We start from the raw sequence: 21,911 nt of genomic DNA, 5'->3' as shown, positions 1-21,911 counted from the left end.
GCGCCGCGCTTATCACCGCTAGCCGAGCGGCGGCAGGCGCCGCGCCACGGGTGTCGACTTGATGATGGCCGTGCTCGTCTCCGCACGCTCGGTGACCTTGGCGAGAATCTCGTCGAGCTGCTCGATCGAGTGCAGATAGAGGCGCGCGACGAAGCAGTCGTCGCCGGTGACCTTGTCGCATTCGACGAACTCGGGAATGCGCCGGATCACTTCTTCGACGAGGTGGAGCTGACCCGGCAGCGGCTTGACGCGCACGATGGCCTGCAGCGTGTAGCCGAGCGTGCGTGGATCGATCCGCACCGTATAGCCGCCAATCACGCCCTGTGCCTCCAGGCGCCGCAGCCGCTCCGACGTGCTTGGCGCCGAGAGGCCGACCGTGCGCGCGAGCTCGCTCACGGCCGCGCGGCCGTCTTCGGCCAGCGCCGCGAGCAGGGCACGGTCGATGTCGTCCAGGTTTGCCGGCTGGACCGGCGCATTCGGGCGTTGGGTCATGATTCAAAGGCCTCGCGCAGGATGATCCTTCGATTGGAAGGTGAATCTCTATGTTGACCTTAGTTTAACCATGTAATTCGCGTCCTGCACCCAGTAAACTGGTTCGCATGACGGGTTGTTCGCGGTCGTCGCACACCGCCTGGCCCTTGAACAGGACGCTCTTCCATGGCTAACCCCGAAATCCGCCGCGGCGCCGCCGAGATGGTCGTCGCGATGCTCATGTCCGGCACCATCGGCTGGCTCGTCGTCAGTTCGCGGCAAGCCCCGATCAACGTCGCATTCCTGCGCTGCGTGCTGGGCGGCGCAACGCTCGCCCTGGTCTGCGCCGCGCTCGGCTTGTTGCGCCGCTCGCTCTTCACGCCGCGCATGCTGCTGCTCGCCGTGCTGGGCGGCGCCGCCATCGTCGCGAACTGGGTGCTGCTCTTCGCCGCCTATTCGCGTGCGTCGATTTCGATGGCTACCGCCGTCTACAACACGCAGCCGTTCATGCTGGTCGGACTCGGCGCACTGCTGCTGCGCGAGCGCGTCACGGCGTCCACCGTGGCATGGCTCGCCATCGCATTCGTCGGGCTCGTGTGCGTGGTCGAGGTGCAGCCCGCCGTGCTGGCCGTACCGGGCCAATATCTGCAGGGCGTGGCGTGTGCGGTCGGTGCCGCTTTTCTCTACGCCGTCTCGTCGATCATCACGCGTTACCTCAAAGGCACGCCGCCGCATCTGATCGCGCTCGTGCAGGTCGCCTTCGGCGCACTCGCGCTCGCGCCGTTCATCCGCTACGGCACGCTGCCGACCACGCCGCTGCACTGGGCACAGATCGCCACGCTGGGCGTCGTGCACACCGGCATCATGTACGTGCTGCTCTACGGCGCCATCCAGAAGCTGCCCACCGCCATGACCGGCGCGCTCTCGTTCATCTACCCGGTGATCGCGATACTCGTGGACTGTCTCGCCTTCGGGCAGCGTCTTGCCTGGATTCAGGTGGCGGGCGCGGCGCTGATCCTGCTGGCGGCGGCAGGGGTTAACCTGGGTTGGCGGATCGTGCCGCAACGCCGCGGAGTCCGATCGGCTTGATGGGGATTTAATTTGGATGACGAATTAATTCGCGGGGCGAATGCTGCGTTTTGCGCGAGAATTTTTAGGGAAATCACCGATGCTTCGCGCAGAGGGGCGCGAGTATGATGCCTCGACGGATTTGATCACGTCAGAGCGCGATACTCACGCTCGTCCAGAATTGGACGAGCGTTTTTTTTGGGTCGGTCTCAGGCCGCTGCGGCGGGCGCGAGGAGTTGCTCGCCGTCGATGATGAGCGCGCCGTTCTTCGCCAGCTCGCCCGCCAGTTCACGCAGCAGCGCGGGCCACGCACTCTGCGGCACAAGCTGCCGCGCCGCCGCACGCATGGCAGCGGCGCTCCCCAGCATCGCTTCGAGCGTTGCAAACGTCATCGAGCGCACTTCAAGCAGCTTGAACACCATCAGCACCTTGAGCGCGTTGCGGGCATTGCGCGCGGGATCGGCACGCAGCCAGGCGAGCCGCGAGAAGGCCCGTTCGAGCGCCGCTTCGACGTTCGCAAAGGGCGCGCCGTGCCCGGGAATCACCGTCGCGACATCGAGTTTCGCGATCGCTTCCAGCACGGCCTGCTGCTCGGCGAAGCCGCTTTCGCCGTCCAGCTCGGGAAAGATCACGCCGAAGCCATGCTCCCAGAGCGCGTCCGCGCTGATCAACAGGCGCGGGGCGGCGGCATAGAGCATCACCGAGTCGGGATCGTGCCCCGGCGCGCCGATCACCTCCCACTCGAAGCCACCCAGCACGAGCCGCTCGCCGGGCGAAAGCGTGCCGGTGAAGCCGAAGCGCTCGCAGGTCTGCCCTGTCGCGCGGAACGTGAGGCGCGCTTCGTCCCAGTCGCGCACGGTCGCTGCGCTGCACTCGGGAATTCGCGTTTCGCATGGCCATGCGGCCTGTAGTTGCGCATTGCCGCCGCAGTGATCGGAATGCAGATGCGTGTTCACGATCAGATCGAGCGGGCGCGCACCCAGCGCATGCCGCACGAGGGCAACCGTCTGCGCGGCATGCGTGGCATAGCCGGTATCGACGAGCGCCGCACGCGCCTCGTCCGCCAGCAACACGTTGTTCGACGAGAGCCAGCCGCGTTCGAATACGCGGATCGACTGCGGCAGTTGAACGGGGGGACTCATGATTTCGGCATGACGAGTATCGTTGCGTGCCCGAGGACGACTATTTCGCCATCCTGATTGATGGCGGTGCCGGAGAGTTTCACGAGATCGCCGTCGAGGCTGGGTTTCCACCACGCGTCCTCCACGCGCCATTCGAACGTGAGCACGTCGTGCGCGTAGGTGGCGCGCTTGAGCTTGATGTCGAATTCGAGGCCGAGCGGTTGTGCATAGGTGGAGAAATGCGTGGCGAGCAGCGCCATGAAATGCGCAGCGGGCTGCGTGCCGGACGCAATCAGGCCGCCGAAGCGGCTTTGCGCCGCGTAGGCTTCGTCGTGATGCAGCGGGTTCAGATCGTTCGCGAGCGTTGCGAACGACTTCACCGATTCGGGCGAGAGCGCGAGCGTCGAGCGGCAGGTTTCGCCGATCTTCACGACGCGGGGCGGCGCGTTCATGGCGAGTCCCCACGGCCGGCGACGGTTGGCGCTTCGTCGTTGCGCAGCGCCATCCACCGCGCGTGGCGTGCTTCGATGGCACGCCAGACCGCGCGCTTCGCTTCGTCGTCAAGTATCGACCATGCCGCGATCTCGTCGATCGTGCGCAGGCACCCGTCGCACAGGCCCGTCGCCTCGCTCATGCGGCAGATGCCGATGCACGGCGAGGCGGTGCCGGGCGTAGCCAACGGGGAAGCGGGCGCCGTCATGTTCAGGCGTCGCGCAATGCGACGTCCACCACGGGGGCGCCGGTCAGCGTGGCCAGTTCCTGCGGCGACAGGTTGAATACCGCATGCGGATGGCCCGCCGCGGCCCACAGGCTTTCGAGTTCGAACAGGTCGGCGTCGATGAGCGTGACGGGCGTCGTGGCATGGCCGATCGGGCAAACGCCACCAATCGCGTAACCGGTCATCTCGCGCACGAACTTCGCGTCGGCGCGGCCAATCTCGCCCACGTGCGCGGCCACCTTCTTCTCGTCCACACGATTCGCGCCGCTTGCGATCACGAGCACCGGCGCGTCGTCTTCGCGTCGGCGAAACAGGATCGACTTGGCGATCTGCGCGACTTCGCAGCCGAGCCCCGCCGCCGCCTCGGCCGAGGTCTTGCCGGTCTCGGGCAGCATCACGACGGGCTTCATATGGCCGCGTTCGCGCAGCAGCAGCGCGACGCGCCGCGCCGAGTCGGGCAGCGCGTCCAGATGGTCGTGGGAGGAGGATAGCGTTTCCGTCGTCATGGGGTTCTTTCCTTCGTACTGCAATGCATAGGGTGGAGCTGTCTTGGGGCCGTCACGCGCAAGCGGCTTCGCTGCGCTGCTTCGCGAGCAGCGCCTTGCCCGCGCGCGAGACATTGTTGCGTCCAATCGCGGTCGAGATGAAGTCGCCGGCGGCGACGACCTGGTTCAGGTCGACGCCGGTGCGGATGCCGAGGCCGTTCATCAGATACAGCACGTCCTCCGTCGCGACGTTGCCGGTCGCGCCTTTCGCGTAGGGGCAGCCTCCAAGCCCCGCCACCGAGGCATGGAAGATCGCAATGCCTTCCTGCAGCGCGGCGTAGATGTTCGCGAGCGCCTGGCCGTAGGTGTCGTGGAAGTGGCCTGAGAGGCGCTCGCGCGGAAACACCTTCGTTACGGCTTCGAATACCTCGCGCGTGCGCTTCGGCGTGCCGACGCCGATCGTGTCGGCAATGTCGATCTCGTCGCAGCCGAGCGCGGCGAAGCGCTCGACCACGTCCACGACGGAGGCCACCGGCACCTCGCCCTGATACGGGCAGCCGAGCGAACACGACAGGCTGCCGCGAATGCGGATGCCGTGCTGCTTCGCCGCCTCGGCCACCGGAACGAAACGCTCGACGCTTTCCGCGATCGAGCAGTTGATGTTCTTCTGCGAGAACGCTTCGCTCGCGGCGCCGAAAATCACGATCTCGTCCGCGCGCGCCGCAAGCGCGCCTTCGAAGCCGCGCAGGTTCGGCGTGAGCACCGAGTAGATCGTGCCGGGGCGGCGCGCGATGTCGGCCATGACTTCGGCGCCATCGGCCATTTGCGGCACCCATTTAGGCGAGACGAACGAGGCCGCTTCGATGTTTGCGAAGCCGGCGGCCGAAAGGCGGTTGATCAGCTCGATCTTGGTGGCGGTGGGAACGAACTCTTTTTCGTTCTGCAGACCGTCACGCGGTCCGACTTCGACGATCTTTACTGCTGCGGGTAGGGTCATGGGTGTCTCCTGAGTTTCATTGATCGGCCGGCGAGGCGCGGACTCCGCGGGCTCAATAGCCGCGCTCGATATGCACGACGCCGCTCACGGTCTCGCCGCGCGCAAGCGCCTCGATCTTGTCGGCGACCTGCGAGATGGCTTCCTCGCGCAGCGTCAGCGCCGAACTGTGCGGCGTGATCGTGATGCGCGGCTCGCGCCAGAAAAGATGGTCGGGCGCGAGGGGTTCGTTGCGGAACACGTCGAGCGTGGCCGCCGCGAGCGTGCCGTTGGCGAGCGCGTCGAGCAGATCCTGTTCGACGAGATGCGAGCCGCGTGCCACATTCACCACATAGGCACCGCGTTCGAGTTTCGCGAACACGCTGGCGTCGAGAATGCTCTCCGTGTCCGGGGTGGCGGGCAGCAGGTTCACGAGCAGCTTCACGCCGTCGAGAAAGGCGTCGAACTGCTCGCCGCGCAGCGGGCCCGAATACGTTTCGATGCCGTCGAGATGCTTCGCACTGCGCGAGAAACCGCGCACCGGCACGCCGAGCGAGGCGACCGCGCGTGCAACCTGGGCGCCTAGCACGCCGAGCCCGAGCACGCCCACGGTGAAGGTTTCACGCGGATGCGGCGCGAGCACGTGCCACTCATGGCGCGCCTGGGCGAGCGCATAGTCGTCGAAGCGCCGCAGATAGCGCAGCACGGCATGCTGCACGTACTCGCTCATTTGCTGCGCCATGCCCGAGTCTTCGAGGCGCACGAGCTGTGCGTCGGGCGGCAGCGTGCCCGGCTGTTCGCGCTCGAGCGCGAGAATCGCATCGACGCCCGCCCCCAGGTTGAAGATCGCGCGCAGACCGCGGCGCGCGGCGAGCAGTTCGCGCGGCGGGTGCCAGACGACCGCGTAGTCGGCGGCGGCGGTATCGCCGGGTTGCCATTCGCGCAGCTCGGCGCCGGGCAGCGCGCGGGCGAGGCCGTGCAGCCAGGTGGACGCATCGGCTTGCGGCAGCCAGAACAGGATCTTCATCGCGCGGCGTGTCTCGCTGGTTGGGGTTGTCGTGACATTCTACGTTTTCGCGCCGGGGCCCGCCGCACATCCACGCGGCGGCCCCCGGCGCGCGGCTTTAAGCCGGGCGCGCTGCAAAGCTAAGCAAAAAAAATTGGTTCGGCGAGCGCGGAGCGAGGGTCACAATCCGTTCACGCTTGGTCGTTGCGAGGAAAAAATCATGCTTTCGAGCGCTCATCCCCGTTGGCCGCCCAGACTCGTCACCGTGCCGGGGCTGCATGGCAGCGACGGCGCGCACTGGCAGACCTGGCTCGAACGCCAGTTCCCGCGGGCATTGCGCGCGGAGCAAGCCGACTGGGAAGCGCCCGACCTCGTGGTCTGGAGCGCGGCGCTCGGCGCCTTGCTGGCGCGCGAGCGCGGGCCGTTCGTGCTCGCGGCGCACAGCTTCGGCTGCCTCGCCGCCGCGCATGCGTTGCAGCAGGGCATGGCTGGCGCCGACGTGGTGGGCGTGTTGTTCGTCGCGCCTGCCAGTCCCGCGAAGTTCCGTTTCGCGGGACCGTTCGAGGCGAAGCGGCTACTGGTGCCGTCGATCCTGATCGGCAGCGAAACCGATCCCTGGATGACCCTCGCCGGGGCGCGCGAACTCGCGCAGCATCTGGGCAGCGCCTTCGTCAATCTCGGAGACGCCGGGCATATCAACACGGCGGCGGGATTCGGGCCGTGGCCGCGGGCGAAGCACTTCATCGACACGCTCGTGCATTGCGAGGCGCCGCGGCGTCTGCGCGACGAAACGGTGGAGGCCGGCGAGCTGGCGTTTGCCTGGTAGCGCCTTGCCGGCGCGCCGGGGGCGCTTGGGGGGCGCGGACTAGACCCGCTTTGCCTCGCGCAGAAGGCGCGCCGTGTGCAGTGCAATCATGCCTTCTTCGTCGGTGGGCACCGCGAAAACGGGCACGCGGCTCTCGCGCGCGCCGATCCGCTCCTTGTTGGCAGTATTCGCGTCGACGTCGAGATCGGTGCCGAAGAGCGGCTTGAGCCGTTCGCACACCTGAGCACGGATCGGCGCGGCATGCTCGCCGATGCCGCCCGTGAACACGAGCCCGTCCAGCCCGCCCAGCCCCACGGCGAGCTTGCCCACTTCCTGAGCGATGCGATACGTGTAGAAGTCGATTGCGAGCTTTGCCTGGTCGCTGCCGTTCGCAAGCAACTCGCGCATGTCGCTGCTCACGCCCGAGAGGCCCTTGAGGCCCGACTCGTGATAAAGCAGCTTCTCGATGGCGTCGTGATCCATGCCGCGCGCCATCATCCATAGCACCGCGCCCGCGTCGAGCGCGCCGCAGCGCGTGCCCATGGGCAACCCGTCGAGCGCGGTGAGCCCCATGGTCGTTTCCACGCTTTTTCCGTCCTTCATCGCGCACAGGCTCGCGCCGTTGCCCAGATGCGCGGCGACCACGCGCCCGCGCGCGATGTCGGGCGCCACCACGTGCAGGTGCCGGGCGATGTATTCGTACGAGAGGCCGTGAAAGCCGTAGCGGCGGATGCCGTCCTTGAAGTAGCTGTAGGGCAGCGCGAAGAGTTGCGCCATGACGCCGTTGGTCGCGTGAAACGCCGTGTCGAAGCAGGCCACCTGCACGAGATCGGGCGCGGCCTGGCGCACGGCGCGGATCGTCGCCAGGTTGTGCGGTTGATGCAGCGGCGCGAGCGGCGTGAGCGCGTCGAGGTCCGCGATCACCTGGTCGTCGATGAGCACGGCATCGGCATAGTGCGCGCCGCCATGTACCACGCGATGGCCGATCGCGGAAGGCGGCGTGTCGCGCAGGCCCACGGCGAGCACGAGGCGCAGCAGCCGGAAGGCGGCGTCGTGATCGGCCACCTGCGCGACCGGAAACTTTTCGTCCACGATGAGCCGCCCGTCGGCCATGCGCGCGACCACGCGCGGCGCGACGCCGATCCCCTCGATCTGTCCGCCCGCGCCAAGGATCGCGCGCGCGCCGCCTTCCACGTGCGGGTCGTCGATGACGCGATACACCGAGCACTTGATGCTCGACGAGCCCGCGTTGACGACGAGCACGACGTGGCCTTCTGCGTGGGAATGCGCCTCCCGGGCGCCGGGCGAAGTATTCACCGAAGTGCTCACATGAGCTCCGTGGTTTTGCGCGCGCGCCGCGCGTGCGCGACGAGCACCGCGATCGCGCAACTGCCGATGCGCGATCGCACGGTGTCGGCGCGGCTCGTGAGGATGATCGGCACGCGCGCGCCGAGGACGATGCCGGCCGCTTCCGCGCCGGCGAGGAAAGTGAGCTGCTTGGCGAGCATGTTGCCGGCTTCGAGGTCGGGCACGAGCAGGATGTCGGGATCGCCCGCGACCGGCGAGACGATGCCCTTGATGCGCGCCGCCTCCGCACTGATGGCGTTGTCGAACGCGAGCGGGCCGTCCAGCACGCCGCCCACGATCTGGCCGCGGTCGGCCATCTTGCAGAGCGCGGCGGCGTCGATGGTCGAAGGCATTTTGTCGGAGACGGTTTCGACCGCCGCGAGGATCGCTACCTTGGGCCGTTCGATGCCCAGCGACTGGACGAGCTCGATCGCGTTGCGCACGATATCGGCCTTGTCGGCAAGCTTCGGGAAGATGTTGACGGCCGCGTCGGTGATGAAGAGCGGCTTGTGATACGAGGGCACGTCCATCGCGAAGACGTGCGAGAGGCGCCGCTCGGTGCGCAGGCCCGTCGTGCCCGAGGCCACTTCGTGCAGCAGTTCGTCGGTGTGGAGGCTGCCCTTCATGAGCAGCTCCGCCTCGCCTTCGCGCACCGCGAGCACGGCGCGCGCGGCCGCCGCGTGGCTGTGCGGCGCGTCGATGACCGTGGCGTTGCCGAGCGACAGGTCTGCTTCGTCGGCCACGGCGCGGATCTTCGCCTCCGGCCCGATGAGGAGCGGCACGATGAGGCCGAGGCTCGCGGCGTCGAGCGCGCCCGTGAGCGACGACACATCGCAGGGATGCGCCACGGCGGTGGGCACCGGTGCGAGGCTGCTGCAGCGCTCCAGCAGGGCGGAGTACTTGTCTTGCGGGGAAGCCATGACGATCTCCTCTTTCGATCGCTGCCTGCGTGCCGGGCAGCGCGTCGATTTCGCGCGTTGACCACGGCAGGCACCGGGCGCTTGCACCGCGCTCCATGTTGCGCCGCGCAACGCGCTAGACAGTGTAGTGCAGCGTAGGAATTGGCGGAGGGAAAGTGTGCCGCGGCACCGTGACGCATCGCGCCAGGCCTTGTCACGCTTCGTTCACGCCGCAAGCCGATCATGTACCAGTAGGCCGCGCTGCGGCCCTGTTTGCTTGCCTTGACTTTCAACAAGGCGCTGCCTACATTGAGATACTGCAGTGCAGCATAGCGCTGCATCACATCATCATCTGGGCTCCGCGCGTCGTGCACGGGCATGCCGCGCCGGACCGGTCGCGCCCTGCGGGCATCCTGCGCGCAGGGCGGCCGCGCGCTCCCCGTTCAAGGAGATTCGCCTCGTGGCTGTTCTCGCCCCCACGCCTCTCGCCGCTGCCCCCGCTACGCCTGCGTTCGCCCCGGCCGCCGTTCAGCCGCTCTACGACTATCTGTTCGACGCGTGGCAGCGCAGCGTGCTGTTCTTCGACGCGCTGCGCGAGCGCGGCAATCAGACCTACGTGCACGAGAAGGAGGGCATGCCGCCCGTGCTGCGTTTCGACTACGAAGTGGTCGTGGACGGGCGCGAGCTGGACGACCCCTGCAATTACGCACTGCTGCGCATCCTGCCCGAGGAAGGCGCGCCGACCGATGCGCGCATGCGGCCCTTCGTCGTCATCGATCCGCGCGCGGGCCACGGCCCCGGCATCGCGGGCTTCAAGATGGACAGCGAGGTGGGCATCGCGCTGCGCAAGGGGCATCCCTGCTACTTCGTGACCTTCTTCCCGGTGCCGTGCCCCACGCAGACGATCCAGTCGGTCGGGCAGGCGGAAGCCGTCTTCATCCGCAAGGTGCGCCAACTGCATCCCGAGGCGGACGGCCTGCCGTTCATCATCGGCAACTGCCAGGGCGGCTGGGCCGCGGCGCTGCTCGCGGCGAGCGCGCCGGAACTGGTCGGCCCGCTCATGCTGGCGGGCTCGCCGCTTTCGTACTGGGCCGGCGTGAAGGGCAAGAACCCCATGCGCTATTCGGGCGGCATGCTCGGCGGTTCGTGGATGTCGTCGCTCGCCGCCGATCTGGGCGACGGCCACTTCGACGGCGCCCATCTCGTGCAGAACTTCGAGAATCTCAATCCTGCGAACACGTTCTGGGGCAAGCTCTACAACCTCTATTCGCGGGTCGATACGGAACGCGAGCGCTTCCTCGAATTCGAGCGCTGGTGGGGCGGACACTTCCAGCTCAACCGCGCCGAGATCGACTGGATCGTGCAGCACCTCTTCGTCGGCAATCAACTCACGCGCAACGAGGTGTACGCGAAGAACGCGCGCTCGCCGGTGGACCTGCGCAACATCCGCACGCCGATCATCGTGCTCGCCTCGTGGGGCGACAACATCACGCCGCCGCAGCAGGCGCTGAACTGGATCCCCGACCTCTACGCGAGCGTGGACGAAGTCATCGCCAACGAGCAGGTGATCGTCTACTGCCTGCACGACAAGGTGGGGCATCTCGGCATCTTCGTTTCGGCGAGCGTGGCGAATAAGGAGCACACCGAACTGTTTTCGGCGCTCGACCTCATCGACGTGCTGCCGCCCGGCCTCTACGAAGCGAAGATCACCGACACGACGCCGGAGGCGGGCCGCCTCGAATCGCTCGAAGGGCGCTACGAAATCCGCTTCGAGCGGCGCACGATCGACGACATCCTCGCGCTCGACGACGGCCGCGCGGACGAGCAGCCCTTCGAAGTGGTGCGCCGCTTTGCCGAGAACAATCAGCGGCTCTACGACCTGCTGGTTTCGCCGATCGTGCGCGCGTCGAGCAACGCGCTCACGGCGCATGTGCTGCGCGAGTCGCATCCGTCGCGCGTGGAGCGCAGCGTGCTGAGCGACGCGAACCCGGCGCTCGCCGCGCTGCCGGTGCTCGCCGAGTCGGTGCGCAAGCACCGCAAGCCCGTCGCGCCCGATAATCCCTTCACGCAGCTCGAACAGCAGATGTCGGCGAGCATCGAGTCCGCCTGGGATCTCTACCGCGACGCGCGCGACGCGTGGGTCGAGAACACGTTCTACAACGTCTATACGGCGCCGTGGGTGCAGGCGCTCGTGGGCGTGGCGCCGGGCCAGCCGCTCGAACCGATCGGGCCGCCCCTCATGGAACTGCGCAAGGAGCTCGCGAAACTGCGGCTGCGCGCGGCGCGCGCGAACCTGCGCAAGGGCACGCTCGTGGATGCGTTCATGCGCATCATGGCGTATCTCGTCGACGAAATGCACACCGTGCAATATCGCCCGTTCCAGCGCATGCGCGAGATGGCGCGCGAGTATCTGGGCGATCGTCAGCCCAGCATCGCCGAACTGAAGGAAGCCGCGCGGCGCCAGGGCGCGATCGTGGCGCTCGACCCGCAGGCCGCCATCGAGGCACTGACCGAAATCGTTCCCGACATGCCCACGCGCCGTGCGCTGCTCGCGGCCGTGTACCGCATCGCGACGGTGTCGGGGCCGCTCGAAGGCGAGCGGCGCGAGCGCTTCCGGGAAGTGCAGAAGGCGCTGGGCCTCGAACCCGGCAGCGAGAAGAGCAGTTTGCCGCCGCCGGAAGGGCCGGCCTCGGGCGGAGCGGCATCCGGCTCGCCGGAGGAGGGCGCGCTATCGGGTGCTGGGGGTGCTGCGGGTGCCGTGAGCGCGGCGGACGCGACGGCGACGGCGGCGGGTGTCGACGAGCCGGCGGTGCAAGCCGCGCCGAAGCGTGCCGCTGCGAAGGCGTCGAAGCGTGTCGCGGCGACTGCCGACGAGGTGCCCGAGGCCCCGCCGGTGGTGCCCGCGAAAGCGAAGCGCGCGCCGGTACCGGCGAAAGCCAAGGCAACTGTGGCCGCCAAGACGCCGGCTGCAGCCAAGACGCCGCGGCGGGCGCGCCCGGCCGCTGCCGCGTCGCCGGCGCATGGCGCGGGCACGCCGGCTTCGCGCCGCCGCGCCACGCGTCCCGCAGGCGAATGAATCCAGCAGCGAGGCAAGCCATGCAGACTCCTCCCGACCGGCCGCTGGCCGGCATGCGCGCGCTCGTCACGGGCATCGCGAACGCCGAATCGATCGCTTATGGCTGCGCGCGCGCATTCGCCGAACTCGGCGCGGAGCTCGCGATCACCTACCTGAACGACAAGGCGAAGCCTTACGTCGAGCCGCTCGCGAACGAGCTCGACGCGAAGCTCTTCCTGCCGCTCAACGTCGAGGACGACGCACAGATGGAGGCCGCTTTCGAGGCTATCCGCGAGACCTGGGGCGCGCTCGACATCGTGCTGCACTCCATCGCCCATGCGCCGAAGGACGACCTGCAGGGCGGCCTGCTCGACTCGTCGGCGCAGGGCTTTGCCTATGCGATGGATGTGTCGTGCCACTCGTTCATCCGCATGGCGAAGCGTGCGGCGCCGCTGATGCCGCGCGGCGGCACGCTCTTCGCGATGAGCTACGACGGCGCCAATCGCGTCGTGCCGAACTACAGTCTCATGGGGCCGGTGAAGGCCGCGCTCGAAGCGTCGTGCCGGTATCTGGCCTACGAGCTCGGGCCGCTCGGCATTCGCGTACATGCCATCTCGCCGGGGCCGCTGAAGACGCGTGCGGCCTCGGGTCTGCCCGACTTCGACCGTATGCTGGCCGAGGCGGTCGATCGCGCGCCGCTGGGCGAACTCGTCGACATCATGGACGTGGGCTACGCCACCGCGTACCTCGCCACGCGCTACGCGCGCCGCATGAGCGGCAACACTGTCTATGTCGACGGCGGCGCGCACGTCATGGCGTGACGGTCAAACGCGCATGACGTTGCGCCGGCAACAAAAACCAAACGCCTCGCAGAATGAACTGCGAGGCGTTCGGCTCTACGTCAACTGACCGGCTGGCAGGATGCGGTCAGTAGTAGCGGTGATGGGCGTACCAGTCGCGGCGGCCCCACCAGGCATGACCGTCCCAGTAGCGGTCGCCATGCCAGCCGATATAGACCGACGGCACAGCTACGGCAACCGGCTGATAGGCAACGACCGGCGGCGGTGCGTAGTACGCCGGCGGCGGCGCGGCATAGACCGGAGCCGGTGCGACGTAAACCGGCGCGGGCACGCCGAGGTTCAGGCCGATGGCCACACCCGCCATCGCGGATTGCGATGCGGCGAGAATCAGTGCCCCGGCGCCCAAGGCGGCAAACAGTTTCGCTTTCATTTAAGCCCCCTTCGGTGGAAGAAAGATTGCATGGCTTCAATGTAGCGGGGCGCGTTTCGCCTTGCGTTACCAAACTGCAACAATGTTGGGCCAAATGTTCCAGGGCGCGAGGCTTCGCGGCATCCGCCGTGCCGCGCCGTGCGCCTTGCTGCGGGCGCAGGCCTCGTGGGCGGTAAAGCCGCGTAATAATGCAGGCCGCCCTGTAATCCTTGTAACGGGCCCGGAATGAAGACGGAGCCCGGATCGAGGCGCGCCGGCGTTACTGAACGGCGACGTTGCCGAAGTTCTGGCGGCCGAACGGGCTCACCTGATAGCCGCTCACGCTGGCGCGCGTGATGGCGGTGGCGGTGGGGTAGCCGAGCGGAATCCACAGCGCCTGATCGTGAATGATCTTCTGCGCGGCTTCGTAGAGCTTTACGCGCTTCGCCTGGTCGGCGGTGGCCTTGCCGTCGGCGATCAGCTTGTCGAGCTGCGGGTCGCAAAAGCGCGAGAAATTGATGCCCGACTTCACCGCGTTGCAGCTGAAGAGCGGCGAGAGGTAGTTGTCGGGGTCGCCGTTGTCGCCGGCCCAGCCCATGAACAGCGTATCGTGCTGGCCTTCCTTCGCTTCCTTGATCAGCTCGCCCCACTCGATCACCTTGATGTCCGCCTTCACGCCGATCTTCGCGAAATCGGCTTGCAGCAGTTCGGCGCTCGCGCGCGGATTCGGGTTCAGCACGCTGCCGTTCGGACGCACCCAGATCGTCGTCGAAAAGCCGTTCGGGAAGCCCGCCGAGGCGAGCAGTTGCTTCGCCTTCGCCGGGTCGTAGGGGTAGGGCTGGATCGAACGGTCGTAGCCCCAGGCGGTGGGCGGCCACGGGTTCGTCGCGGGCGTGGCCGTGTTGTCGAACACGGTCTTCAGGTAGGTCGTGCGGTCGAAGGCCATGTTCAGCGCCTGCCTGACCTTCTGGTTGTCGAGCGGCTTCCTTTGCGTGTTCAGCGCGACGAAGGCGGTCATGAACGCGGGCGTTTCGACTACCTTGAGCGACTTGTCGCGCTTCGCAATGGCAATGTCGTCGGGCTTGGGCGAAAGCGCGATCAGGCATTCGCCCGTCTTCACCTTTTGCGCGCGCACGGCGGCGTCGGGCGTGATCGCGTAGATCAGGCGGTCCACCTTCGGCTTCGGCCCCCAGTAGGCGGGGTTCACTTCATAGCGGATCACCGCGTCCTTCGTGTAGCTCTTCAACTGGAACGGGCCCGTGCCCACCGGCTGCGCGTTGAGGTCGACCTGCTTGCCGGCCTTCAGCAACTGGTTCGCGTACTCGGCGGAGTAGATCGACGCGAAGCCCATCGTCAGGATCGAGAGAAAGGTCGAATTCGGCTCCGTCAGCTCGAATTTCACCGTGCCGTCGTCCACTTTGGAGATCGACTTGACGAGCTTCGCGAGGCCCATCGACTGCGCATGCGGGAAACCGCTCGGCCCCGTCACGCTGTGCCAGGGGTTGTTCGCGTCGAGCATGCGATCGAACGTGAAGACGACGTCGTCCGCGTTGAGCGCGCGCGTGGGTTTGAACCAGGCGGTCGTCTGGAACTGCACGTTCGGGCGCAGATGGAACGTGTAGGTGAGGCCGTCGGCGCTCACGTCCCATCGGTCGGCGAGGGCGGGCACGACCTTTTTGGCGGCCTCGTCGTACGAGACGAGCGAGTTGAAGATCACGTCGGCCGAGGCGTTCGTCGTCACAAGCGAATTGAACTGCACCACGTCGAAACCGTCCGGGCTCGATTCCGTGCAGACGATCAGCGGCTTCGCGAGTGCGGGCGCAGCGGCGAGCGCGAGCGCCGCGCCGAGGGTGCACGCGGCGGCGTTGCGCAGGCGGGCGAGCGCGGGGGCAGGCGAGGTGAAGCGCATGGGATCTCCGGTTGTCGGGGCAAGCTTAGCGAAGGGGAATTGTCGAGACAACAACTTAAACCGCATACCCATATGGCCGTGCGGGCGCCAGGCGGGGCCCGTGCGGTCAGACGCGCAGGGGGACGCCCCGCATCCGTGCGGATTCAGTCGCTCGCGGCAGTGCGCGGTTTGCGCGGCGCCTTCTCGAACAGGCGGTCGTAGAGCCAGCGCGGCAGGACCCGGAGCAGCGCAGCCGTCACGCGCATCGGCCAGGGAAACACGGCGAACGACGTGCCGCGTGCGATCGCGTCCGCCGTCTTCGCGGCGAAACGGTCGGCGTCCATGAGGAACGGCATGGGGTAGGGGTTCTTCGCCGTCATCGGCGTACGGATGTAGCCGGGCGCGATCGTGACGACCCGTACGCCGAACGGCCGCATCTCGACGCGCAGCGACTCGAGATAAGCGAACGCCGCGGCCTTCGACGCGCTGTACGCACCCGAGCCCGGCAGCCCGCGCACCCCGGCCACGCTAGCGATGCCGACGAGCGTGCCGTGCCGCGCCTCGCTCATCGCGGCAGCGAACGGCTCGAAGGTGGCTACCATGCCGAAGTAGTTGGTGTCCATCACGTCGCGAAAGGCGGCGAGGTCGCCTTGACCGGTGACGACGCCGCGGCTTACGCCCGCGTTGGCGATCACGATGTCGGGTTGGCCATGCTCGGCGACGAAGGCGCGCGCGGCGTGGGCGAGCGTTTCGGCGTCGCGCACGTCGGCGGGATAGATCGAGATGGCTTGCTGCGGGTGGGCTTGCCGGAAGCCGGCGAGGGCCTCGGCGCGGCGCGCGACGAGCCCGAGGATGGCGCCGCGCCGCGCGTATTCGGCGGCCAGCGCCGCGCCGATGCCGCTCGACGCGCCGGTGATGAAGACCTTCAGCGGTTGACTCATACCGGCGCGCCGGGGCTTACATCTTCTTCGCGCGGATCTGCGAGACGAGGAAGTCGAGCACCTGGATCGTGCCCGGCAGGCTGTTGGTCGCGGCCGGGCCCGTTTCGTACTTGCCTTGCACGGCGAGCGTGGGCACGCCGTCGATCTTGTACGCGTCCATGAGCGCCTTGTCGCGCTGGAGGGCGCTCTGCGTCGAGAACGAGTTGTACGCTTCCATGTACTTCTTCGGGTCGACGCCCTGCGTGGCGAGGAACTTGGCCTGGTCTTCCGGCGTGAGCAGGTAGTCCTTGTTCACGTGGATTTCGTGGAACACGGCGGGCGTGAGCTTGTTCGCGAGGCCGAGCGCGTCGAGCGCGTAGTACATCTTCGAGTGCGGGATGAAGTCGTCGCGGAATGCCACCGGCACGCGCTTGAACACGACGTCCGGCGCCTGCTTCGCGATCCACGCCTCGAGGTACGGGTCGAATTCGTTGCAGTGCGGGCAGCCGTACCACATGAACTCGATGACCTCGATCTTGCCCGCGGGCACGTCGAGCGGCTGTGGTTGCGCGAGGACCGTGTAGTCCTTGCCGGCCACGGGCGCGGAGGGCGAGGCGTGCGCCGTACCGGCGAGCATCGAAAGCGAAAGCAAAAGCAAAAGCGTACCAAGAAGTCGTTTCATGTTCTTCTGACTCGTGTTGTCGCGACCGGCGGGGCCGGTCGTCTCGTTTTTTACTGCTTCGTGAAGCGAATGACAGCCGTATCGATACCGGCGTCGGACAGGTGCTGGCGCGTGGAGTTCATGTCGTCGAACTTCGCGAACGGGCCTATGCGGACTCGATAGTACGTGACCCCGCCCGCATCGCGCTGCGTGACCTTCGACTCGAAGCCCTGGAACGCGAGGCGCGCGCGCTGCTGTTCGGCGTCGCCCGAGGTCTTGTAGGCGCCCACCTGCAGGAAGTAGCCGGTGTTGGCGTCATTGGCGGACGGTGCGGCCGAACTGCCTTGCGCGGGCTTCGCGCCCGGCGCAGGGATGGCCGTGGGCGACTTCGGCGGCTCGTTGCCCGCGAGAATCTGGGCCGGGTTGGGCTGCGGCTGCGGCTTCGCCGCAGGGGCCGCGTTGTTGCCGGTGGAAGGCGCCGGCGCGACGGCCACGCCGTTCGCGTTGCCGTTATCCTGCGCCGAGCCCGAAGGCGGCACTTCCACGATCTGCGGCTCCGCGAGCATGCCCGACGGCTGCGACGGGTTCGTGCTCTGGCCCGGTGCGGTGTTGGGCGGCGCGTTCTGTGCGGTCTGCGGCACCGGCTGGCCCGGCGACTTGCCCTGCAGCGCGCGGTTCGGATCGTACTGGCCGCTGGCGTCGCTCGCATCGGAGGCGGGCGGCGCGACCTTCGCGACGAACGGCGTGGGCGCGCGCGTAATGTAGAGCGCCACCACCACCGCGATGGCAAGGCCGACAATCAGGCCCAGCACGATGCCGAGGAAGGTGCCCCCGGACTGTTTCGACTGCTGCTTCGTATTGCTGCGGCGCGGTTTTGCCATCGTCTGAATCACCTGCAAACAAGAGAATCTGGAATGGCCGCCCGCTTGAGAAGCCGGCGGCCCCATGCATGTTGCTTCGTGTGTGCTGTCGCGCTGTAAGTTCGTTACATGCGCTCGGGAGCCGAAACGCCGATCACCGCGAGGCCGTTCGCGAGGACCTGGCGCGTCGCCGCGAGCAGCGCGACGCGGGCGTCGCGCTCGTCGGCATTCTCGACCAGAACGCGTTCGGCATTGTAGAACGAGTGAAACTCGGCGGCGAGTTCGCGCAGGTAGAACGCGACCGCGTGCGGCGCGAGTTCGGCCGCGGCGTGCGTGAGCATGTCGGGGAACTCGGCGAGCTTGCCGATCAGGGCGAGCGCACGCTCGCTGGAAAGCGGCGCCAGGTCGACCTGCGGCAGCGCGGCGAGGTTTCCGCCGTGCTTCGCCTGCCAGTCGGCCAGGATCGTCGAGATGCGCGCGTGCGCGTACTGCACGTAGTAGACGGGATTTTCGTCGTTCTGCTTGAGCGCGAGGTCGATGTCGAACACGAACTCGGTGTCCGCCTTACGCGAGATCAGGAAGAAGCGCACGGCGTCGCGGCCGCGGCGAATGGTCGCTTCGTCGAGCAGATCGGGAGAAACTTCGCTGCCCGGGTTGGCGCCGCCCGACCATTCGATCAGGTCGCGCACGGTTACGTAGCTGCCCGCGCGCTTCGAGATCTTCACTTCCTGGCCGTCGCGCATCACCGTGACCATCTTGTGCAGCACGTAGTCGGGATAGCCCTTCGGAATGCCGACGCCAAGCGCCTGCAGGCCCGCACGCACGCGCGCGATGGTGCCGTGGTGGTCCGAGCCCTGGATGTTGATGACCTTCGTGAAGCCGCGCTCCCACTTGGTAACGTGATAGGCGACGTCGGGCAGGAAGTACGTGTAGGTGCCGTCGGACTTGCGCATCACGCGGTCCTTGTCGTCGCCGTACTCGGTCGTCTTGAGCCACAACGCGCCTTCTTGCTCGTAGGTCTCGCCCGAAGCGACGAGCGCCTCGACGGTCTTCTCGACGCGGCCCTCGGTGTAGAGCGAGGACTCGAGGTAGTAGCGGTCGAACTTCACGCCGAACGCCTGCAGGTCGAGATCCTGCTCGTGGCGCAGATAGGCCACGGCGAAGCGGCGGATCGCGTCGAGGTCGTCGGGGTTCTGCGCGCCCTTCACGGGCTCGCCGTCCTTCGCGGCGACGGTCTCGCCCGCGAGGTAGTCGCGCGCGATGTCGGCGATGTATTCGCCGTTGTAGGCCGCTTCCGGCCACTCGGCGTCGCCGGGCTTGAAGCCGCGCGCGCGCGCCTGGGTGGAGATGGCGAGGTTGCCGATCTGCACGCCCGCGTCGTTGTAGTAGAACTCGCGGTGCACATCGTAGCCCTGCGAGGCCAGCACGTTCGAGATGGCGTCGCCGAGCGCGGCCTGGCGGCCGTGGCCGACGTGCAGCGGGCCTGTGGGGTTCGCGGAGACGAATTCGACCAGCACGTGCCTGCCCGCTTCGCGCTGCGAGCGGCCGAACGCCTCGCCTTCGGCGAATACGGCGCCGATCACGGCGCGCTTCGCGCTGGCCGCGAGGCGCAGGTTGATGAAGCCGGGGCCCGCCACTTCGGCGGCCTCGATCAGCCCGGCGGCGGCGGGCAGCGCGAGCGCGGCGTCCACGATCTGCTGGGCGAGCTGGCGCGGATTGGCGCGCAGCGGCTTGGCGAGCTGCATGGCCACGTTGCAGGCGACGTCGCCGTGCGCGGCGACCTTTGGACGCTCGAGCGTGATCGCGGGCACGACGAATGCCGCTTCGGTGGCGCCGTCGAGGGCCTTGGCCACCTGGCCGACGGCGTCGGCGAGCAGGGTCTCCAGGGTGTGTTTCTGTGCGGGCAGCATGCTTGTTGCAGGTCCTGTGCGGGTAGTTTGAGAGCGCCCGGCCGCGCTTCGGGCCAAATCAGGCCGAATCTGGCCAATCCGGGCCGAACTGGCCATTCGGCCGCGCCCTGCGGGTAATTCCGTTCAGACGGATTTTAGCAGGTGCTAATATGTGAAATGAGAAGCCCGGCAAGGGTGAATGCCATCCGGGTGCGGCTGCCGCACCGGATTGCCTGCCGGGGCCCATTCTCTGGCTGCGCCTCGCCGGCAGCATTTGGCCGGCCTCGCCGTTTCGTTCTCCCGGCCCGTCCGTCAAGCGCGCGGACCTCAAAAAATCAAAAGGGAACCGTCATGCTGGTTACATTCAAATGCCGTGCGTCGCCCGACGTCACGATGCTGGAAAATCTCGCTCAATACCTGCTCGGCATTATCGGCAAGCGGCTCGGGCCGCGTGGTGTGATCACGCACGACGAACTCGACGTCGCGATCACGAAGCTGGAGGCGGCCATCGCCACCGACAAAAAAGAACGTGCCGAGCACGAAGGCCATTTCCACGAGGGCGAAGAAGGTCACGATCACCATGAACTGCCGGTGGGCCTCGCCCAGCGCGCCTTCCCGTTCCTCGACATGCTGCGTGCGGCCCGCAAGGAGCAGAGCGATATCGTCTGGGGGCTTTGAGTTGGTCGCGGGGCGGTGGGGGGAGAACTCAGGAATACCCGCTCCGTGCTGGACATTGGAACGAAGAGCCCGCGACGCTGGCCTTTCAGGCAGGCAACGACGTGATGAACCCCGCGTTTTTTAGAACGCGGGGTTTTGTCTTTTAGCGATTCGTTTTCAAGGCGTAGTCCCCGGCACTTCCGGTTGTCAGCCGTTCCAGGGCCGGTAGCAAAAATTGACGCAGCGCCGTGACTACGTCGGATAGCGGTACGGAATCCAGGCGATTTTTGCGCTGAAATGCCTGCCACTGCTGAACCTTTCTCTCATCGTGAGCAAATTCGTCGCTCAGTCCCAATGGCAGATCGGCAGGTATCGCTGTTCCCCGACGTTCGAACGTTGCCTGTATCGCTCTCTCCAGAATGGCGCGATCGATTTCAGCATGTCGAGCCAGCACCCATAGATCGAAATAGTCCTTCATTCTGGTGTTGAGCATGCCGAGCGTAGCAATCGCTTCCAGTTTCTCCGCGATAACGGTGTACTGGGGATAGACGCGCAAATACGGCTGTGGCATCCCTTCGAGGATGACGGGATAGTGCGATTCCTCAGGGCCAGGAACGACCGCATCGCCGAATCCAATGTCGATCTGCACCGGGCAGCGCGCTCCATCGAGCAGTCCGGTTAGCGTGACGCGAACGCCAGCGTAGTTGGCCTCTTTGCGGATTTCGGCCGCTCGCACGGTTTCGGCTTGAAAAACGACGCCGTCGTCGCTTTCGACTTCGCTGATTTCCCGGAACACCGTGATCAGTTGAGGGACTTCCGCGAGCGTGAATCCGAGCAGATCCGCATCGTGGGTCGGTCGATGCGGTACGTCGAACCACAGGTCGAAAAGCAGTGATCCTTTGAGCAGGAAATTGTCGCGATGGCGGGAGACGCTCAGGCGGTACAGCATCCGTTCCAGCGCGTACCGGGTCAGGAGCAGGTTGAAATCGAGCCCCTCGGCACGCGCCTTGTTGAGCAGCTTCGCGCGCACCGACGCGGCAAGATTGCGAGGGCGGTTCATTCCAGGCTTTCCAGGTACGGGCGCATGACGTTGGCAACCCGGCAGATCCTCGCGTAGTGCCAGATATCGTCGCTGCTCATACGCTTTTCGCGCCACGCTTCGCGCAGCGCTTCGAGCGCCACGTCCAGCCCGATCTTGTTCCGGAATTTGAAGCAGTCTGCCACTGTCCTGGCGACGCCGGTTATGCGTACGGGCACACCGTCGACAATGATTGAATCGACGCCTTCGGACAGTGTCACGCCGGAGAAGCGAATAACCCGCAGCGGGGGGTAGCCGAGCCGGGGAGTGGCCGCCTTGTTGGCAATGGCGACCCAGACTTCAAAAGGGGCCTGAGTTGTCAGGCCGTGAAAGCGCAGGGCCGACAGCAGGCAAATGACTCCGTTGGGTACACGCCGCGCCACTTCCGCCAGTGTGCCGTGAGCCGAGACGGATCGTGTCGTCAGCCCATACAGCCCGCGACCGAGCCGCTCGATTTGCCCCTTTCTCACCGCGCGCGTGAGCGTCACGCGGGCAATACCTAGCGGCGCCAGATCTCTGGCGCGAATCAGGCCCGCGGTACGCACCATGGCCAGCAGTTTGTCGGTCGAGTTTTCCATCGGTCGATGGTGTTCCAATTTGTAGGTATATGTCAATATTTACCGATAATTAGAAACATTCTAGCTTTGGACCGGATTCGCGGTTCGCTTCCATGATGGGGCACTTTGATCTGCACCCAGGCAGGACGCAGTTTCTTCAGCATGGCTCACCAATAACAAAACCCAGGCCCGGGGCCTGGGTTTTGTGAGGAGTCCGCATGTGCGGATCCCTGTTTTCCGGGTA

At 66.7% G+C, this 21,911-nt stretch carries 22 protein-coding genes; 5 read left to right on the top strand and 17 right to left on the bottom strand.

Going from position 1 to position 21,911, the window contains the following annotated elements:
* Window positions 1–18: 18 nt before the first annotated feature.
* Window positions 19–492 (bottom strand): Lrp/AsnC family transcriptional regulator, encoded by a 474-nt coding sequence (locus WJ542_RS02460; RefSeq protein WP_411187546.1) that lies wholly within the window; start codon window positions 490–492, stop codon window positions 19–21.
* Window positions 493–657: 165 nt separating this feature from the next.
* On the opposite strand from WJ542_RS02460, the gene WJ542_RS02455 reads away from it, so the two are divergent.
* On the top strand, window positions 658–1,560 hold the full coding sequence (locus tag WJ542_RS02455) for a DMT family transporter (RefSeq protein WP_411187544.1): 903 nt from the start codon (window positions 658–660) through the stop codon (window positions 1,558–1,560).
* A gap of 188 nt (window positions 1,561–1,748) precedes the next feature.
* Here the strand turns inward: WJ542_RS02455 and WJ542_RS02450 are convergent, their stop codons facing one another.
* The 6 genes from WJ542_RS02450 to WJ542_RS02425 are packed head-to-tail and all read right to left on the bottom strand — an operon-like array spanning window position 1,749 to window position 5,863.
* Window positions 1,749–2,681, bottom strand: coding sequence for an MBL fold metallo-hydrolase (locus WJ542_RS02450; protein ID WP_411187542.1), 933 nt, complete (start codon window positions 2,679–2,681; stop codon window positions 1,749–1,751).
* Entirely contained in the window at window positions 2,678–3,112 is a 435-nt protein-coding gene (locus tag WJ542_RS02445; protein WP_411187540.1) for a MaoC family dehydratase, read from the bottom strand. Before WJ542_RS02445 ends, WJ542_RS02450 begins: the two co-directional genes overlap by 4 nt.
* Window positions 3,109–3,360 carry a DUF1289 domain-containing protein gene (locus WJ542_RS02440; protein ID WP_411187538.1) on the bottom strand — a complete coding sequence of 84 codons (252 nt, stop codon included), beginning with the start codon at window positions 3,358–3,360 and terminating at the stop codon, window positions 3,109–3,111. Before WJ542_RS02440 ends, WJ542_RS02445 begins: the two co-directional genes overlap by 4 nt.
* A 2-nt stretch (window positions 3,361–3,362) precedes the next feature.
* On the bottom strand, window positions 3,363–3,884 hold the full coding sequence (locus WJ542_RS02435) for a YbaK/EbsC family protein (protein ID WP_411187536.1): 522 nt from the start codon (window positions 3,882–3,884) through the stop codon (window positions 3,363–3,365).
* A gap of 52 nt (window positions 3,885–3,936) precedes the next feature.
* Window positions 3,937–4,860 (bottom strand): hydroxymethylglutaryl-CoA lyase, encoded by a 924-nt coding sequence (locus tag WJ542_RS02430; protein ID WP_411187534.1) that lies wholly within the window; start codon window positions 4,858–4,860, stop codon window positions 3,937–3,939.
* Window positions 4,861–4,912: 52 nt separating this feature from the next.
* Window positions 4,913–5,863, bottom strand: coding sequence for a 2-hydroxyacid dehydrogenase (locus WJ542_RS02425; RefSeq protein ID WP_411187532.1), 951 nt, complete (start codon window positions 5,861–5,863; stop codon window positions 4,913–4,915).
* Window positions 5,864–6,062: 199 nt separating this feature from the next.
* On the opposite strand from WJ542_RS02425, the gene WJ542_RS02420 reads away from it, so the two are divergent.
* Window positions 6,063–6,668, top strand: a complete 606-nt coding sequence (locus tag WJ542_RS02420; protein WP_411187531.1) for an RBBP9/YdeN family alpha/beta hydrolase — start codon at window positions 6,063–6,065, stop codon at window positions 6,666–6,668.
* 39 nt (window positions 6,669–6,707) lie between these two features.
* Here the strand turns inward: WJ542_RS02420 and WJ542_RS02415 are convergent, their stop codons facing one another.
* Entirely contained in the window at window positions 6,708–7,964 is a 1,257-nt protein-coding gene (locus WJ542_RS02415) for an acetate/propionate family kinase (RefSeq protein WP_411190456.1), read from the bottom strand.
* A gap of 8 nt (window positions 7,965–7,972) precedes the next feature.
* Window positions 7,973–8,914 (bottom strand): phosphate acetyltransferase, encoded by a 942-nt coding sequence (locus tag WJ542_RS02410; protein ID WP_411187529.1) that lies wholly within the window; start codon window positions 8,912–8,914, stop codon window positions 7,973–7,975.
* Window positions 8,915–9,353: 439 nt separating this feature from the next.
* Between WJ542_RS02410 and WJ542_RS02405 the strand changes: the two genes are divergently transcribed.
* Window positions 9,354–11,969, top strand: a complete 2,616-nt coding sequence (locus tag WJ542_RS02405) for a DUF3141 domain-containing protein (RefSeq protein WP_411187527.1) — start codon at window positions 9,354–9,356, stop codon at window positions 11,967–11,969.
* A gap of 20 nt (window positions 11,970–11,989) precedes the next feature.
* Window positions 11,990–12,769, top strand: coding sequence for an enoyl-ACP reductase FabI (gene fabI / locus WJ542_RS02400; protein WP_411187525.1), 780 nt, complete (start codon window positions 11,990–11,992; stop codon window positions 12,767–12,769).
* Between the two features lie 106 nt (window positions 12,770–12,875).
* Here fabI and WJ542_RS02395 read toward each other — a convergent pair whose 3' ends face one another.
* The 6 genes from WJ542_RS02395 to argS all read right to left on the bottom strand — a co-directional run bounded on the left by WJ542_RS02395 (window position 12,876) and on the right by argS (window position 19,396).
* Complete coding sequence (locus tag WJ542_RS02395; protein WP_411187523.1) at window positions 12,876–13,178, bottom strand: hypothetical protein; 303 nt, start codon at window positions 13,176–13,178, stop codon at window positions 12,876–12,878.
* A 259-nt stretch (window positions 13,179–13,437) separates the two neighbouring features.
* Window positions 13,438–15,066, bottom strand: a complete 1,629-nt coding sequence (locus WJ542_RS02390; RefSeq protein ID WP_411187521.1) for an ABC transporter substrate-binding protein — start codon at window positions 15,064–15,066, stop codon at window positions 13,438–13,440.
* A gap of 143 nt (window positions 15,067–15,209) precedes the next feature.
* Window positions 15,210–15,986 carry an SDR family oxidoreductase gene (locus WJ542_RS02385; protein WP_411187519.1) on the bottom strand — a complete coding sequence of 259 codons (777 nt, stop codon included), beginning with the start codon at window positions 15,984–15,986 and terminating at the stop codon, window positions 15,210–15,212.
* 16 nt (window positions 15,987–16,002) lie between these two features.
* On the bottom strand, window positions 16,003–16,647 hold the full coding sequence (locus WJ542_RS02380; RefSeq protein WP_411187517.1) for a thiol:disulfide interchange protein DsbA/DsbL: 645 nt from the start codon (window positions 16,645–16,647) through the stop codon (window positions 16,003–16,005).
* A gap of 50 nt (window positions 16,648–16,697) precedes the next feature.
* The gene (locus WJ542_RS02375) at window positions 16,698–17,525 is read right to left on the bottom strand and encodes an SPOR domain-containing protein (RefSeq protein WP_411187515.1); all 828 of its coding nucleotides are present in this window, start codon (window positions 17,523–17,525) and stop codon (window positions 16,698–16,700) included.
* A gap of 86 nt (window positions 17,526–17,611) precedes the next feature.
* Window positions 17,612–19,396 (bottom strand): arginine--tRNA ligase, encoded by a 1,785-nt coding sequence (gene argS / locus WJ542_RS02370; RefSeq protein WP_411187513.1) that lies wholly within the window; start codon window positions 19,394–19,396, stop codon window positions 17,612–17,614.
* A gap of 330 nt (window positions 19,397–19,726) precedes the next feature.
* Between argS and WJ542_RS02365 the strand changes: the two genes are divergently transcribed.
* Window positions 19,727–20,053, top strand: coding sequence for a DUF1840 domain-containing protein (locus WJ542_RS02365; protein WP_411187511.1), 327 nt, complete (start codon window positions 19,727–19,729; stop codon window positions 20,051–20,053).
* 142 nt (window positions 20,054–20,195) lie between these two features.
* Here the strand turns inward: WJ542_RS02365 and WJ542_RS02360 are convergent, their stop codons facing one another.
* Window positions 20,196–21,092, bottom strand: a complete 897-nt coding sequence (locus WJ542_RS02360; RefSeq protein WP_411187509.1) for a nucleotidyl transferase AbiEii/AbiGii toxin family protein — start codon at window positions 21,090–21,092, stop codon at window positions 20,196–20,198.
* Window positions 21,089–21,688: a type IV toxin-antitoxin system AbiEi family antitoxin domain-containing protein gene (locus WJ542_RS02355; RefSeq protein ID WP_411187507.1), complete on the bottom strand. Its 600-nt coding sequence runs from the start codon at window positions 21,686–21,688 to the stop codon at window positions 21,089–21,091. Before WJ542_RS02355 ends, WJ542_RS02360 begins: the two co-directional genes overlap by 4 nt.
* Window positions 21,689–21,911 lie beyond the last annotated feature (223 nt).

The organism is Paraburkholderia yinzeri (assembly GCF_046581065.1).
Classification (GTDB): domain Bacteria; phylum Pseudomonadota; class Gammaproteobacteria; order Burkholderiales; family Burkholderiaceae; genus Paraburkholderia.
The sequence above is the reverse complement of the archived record's forward strand: the minus strand, read 5'-3'. Positions and strand labels throughout refer to the sequence as shown.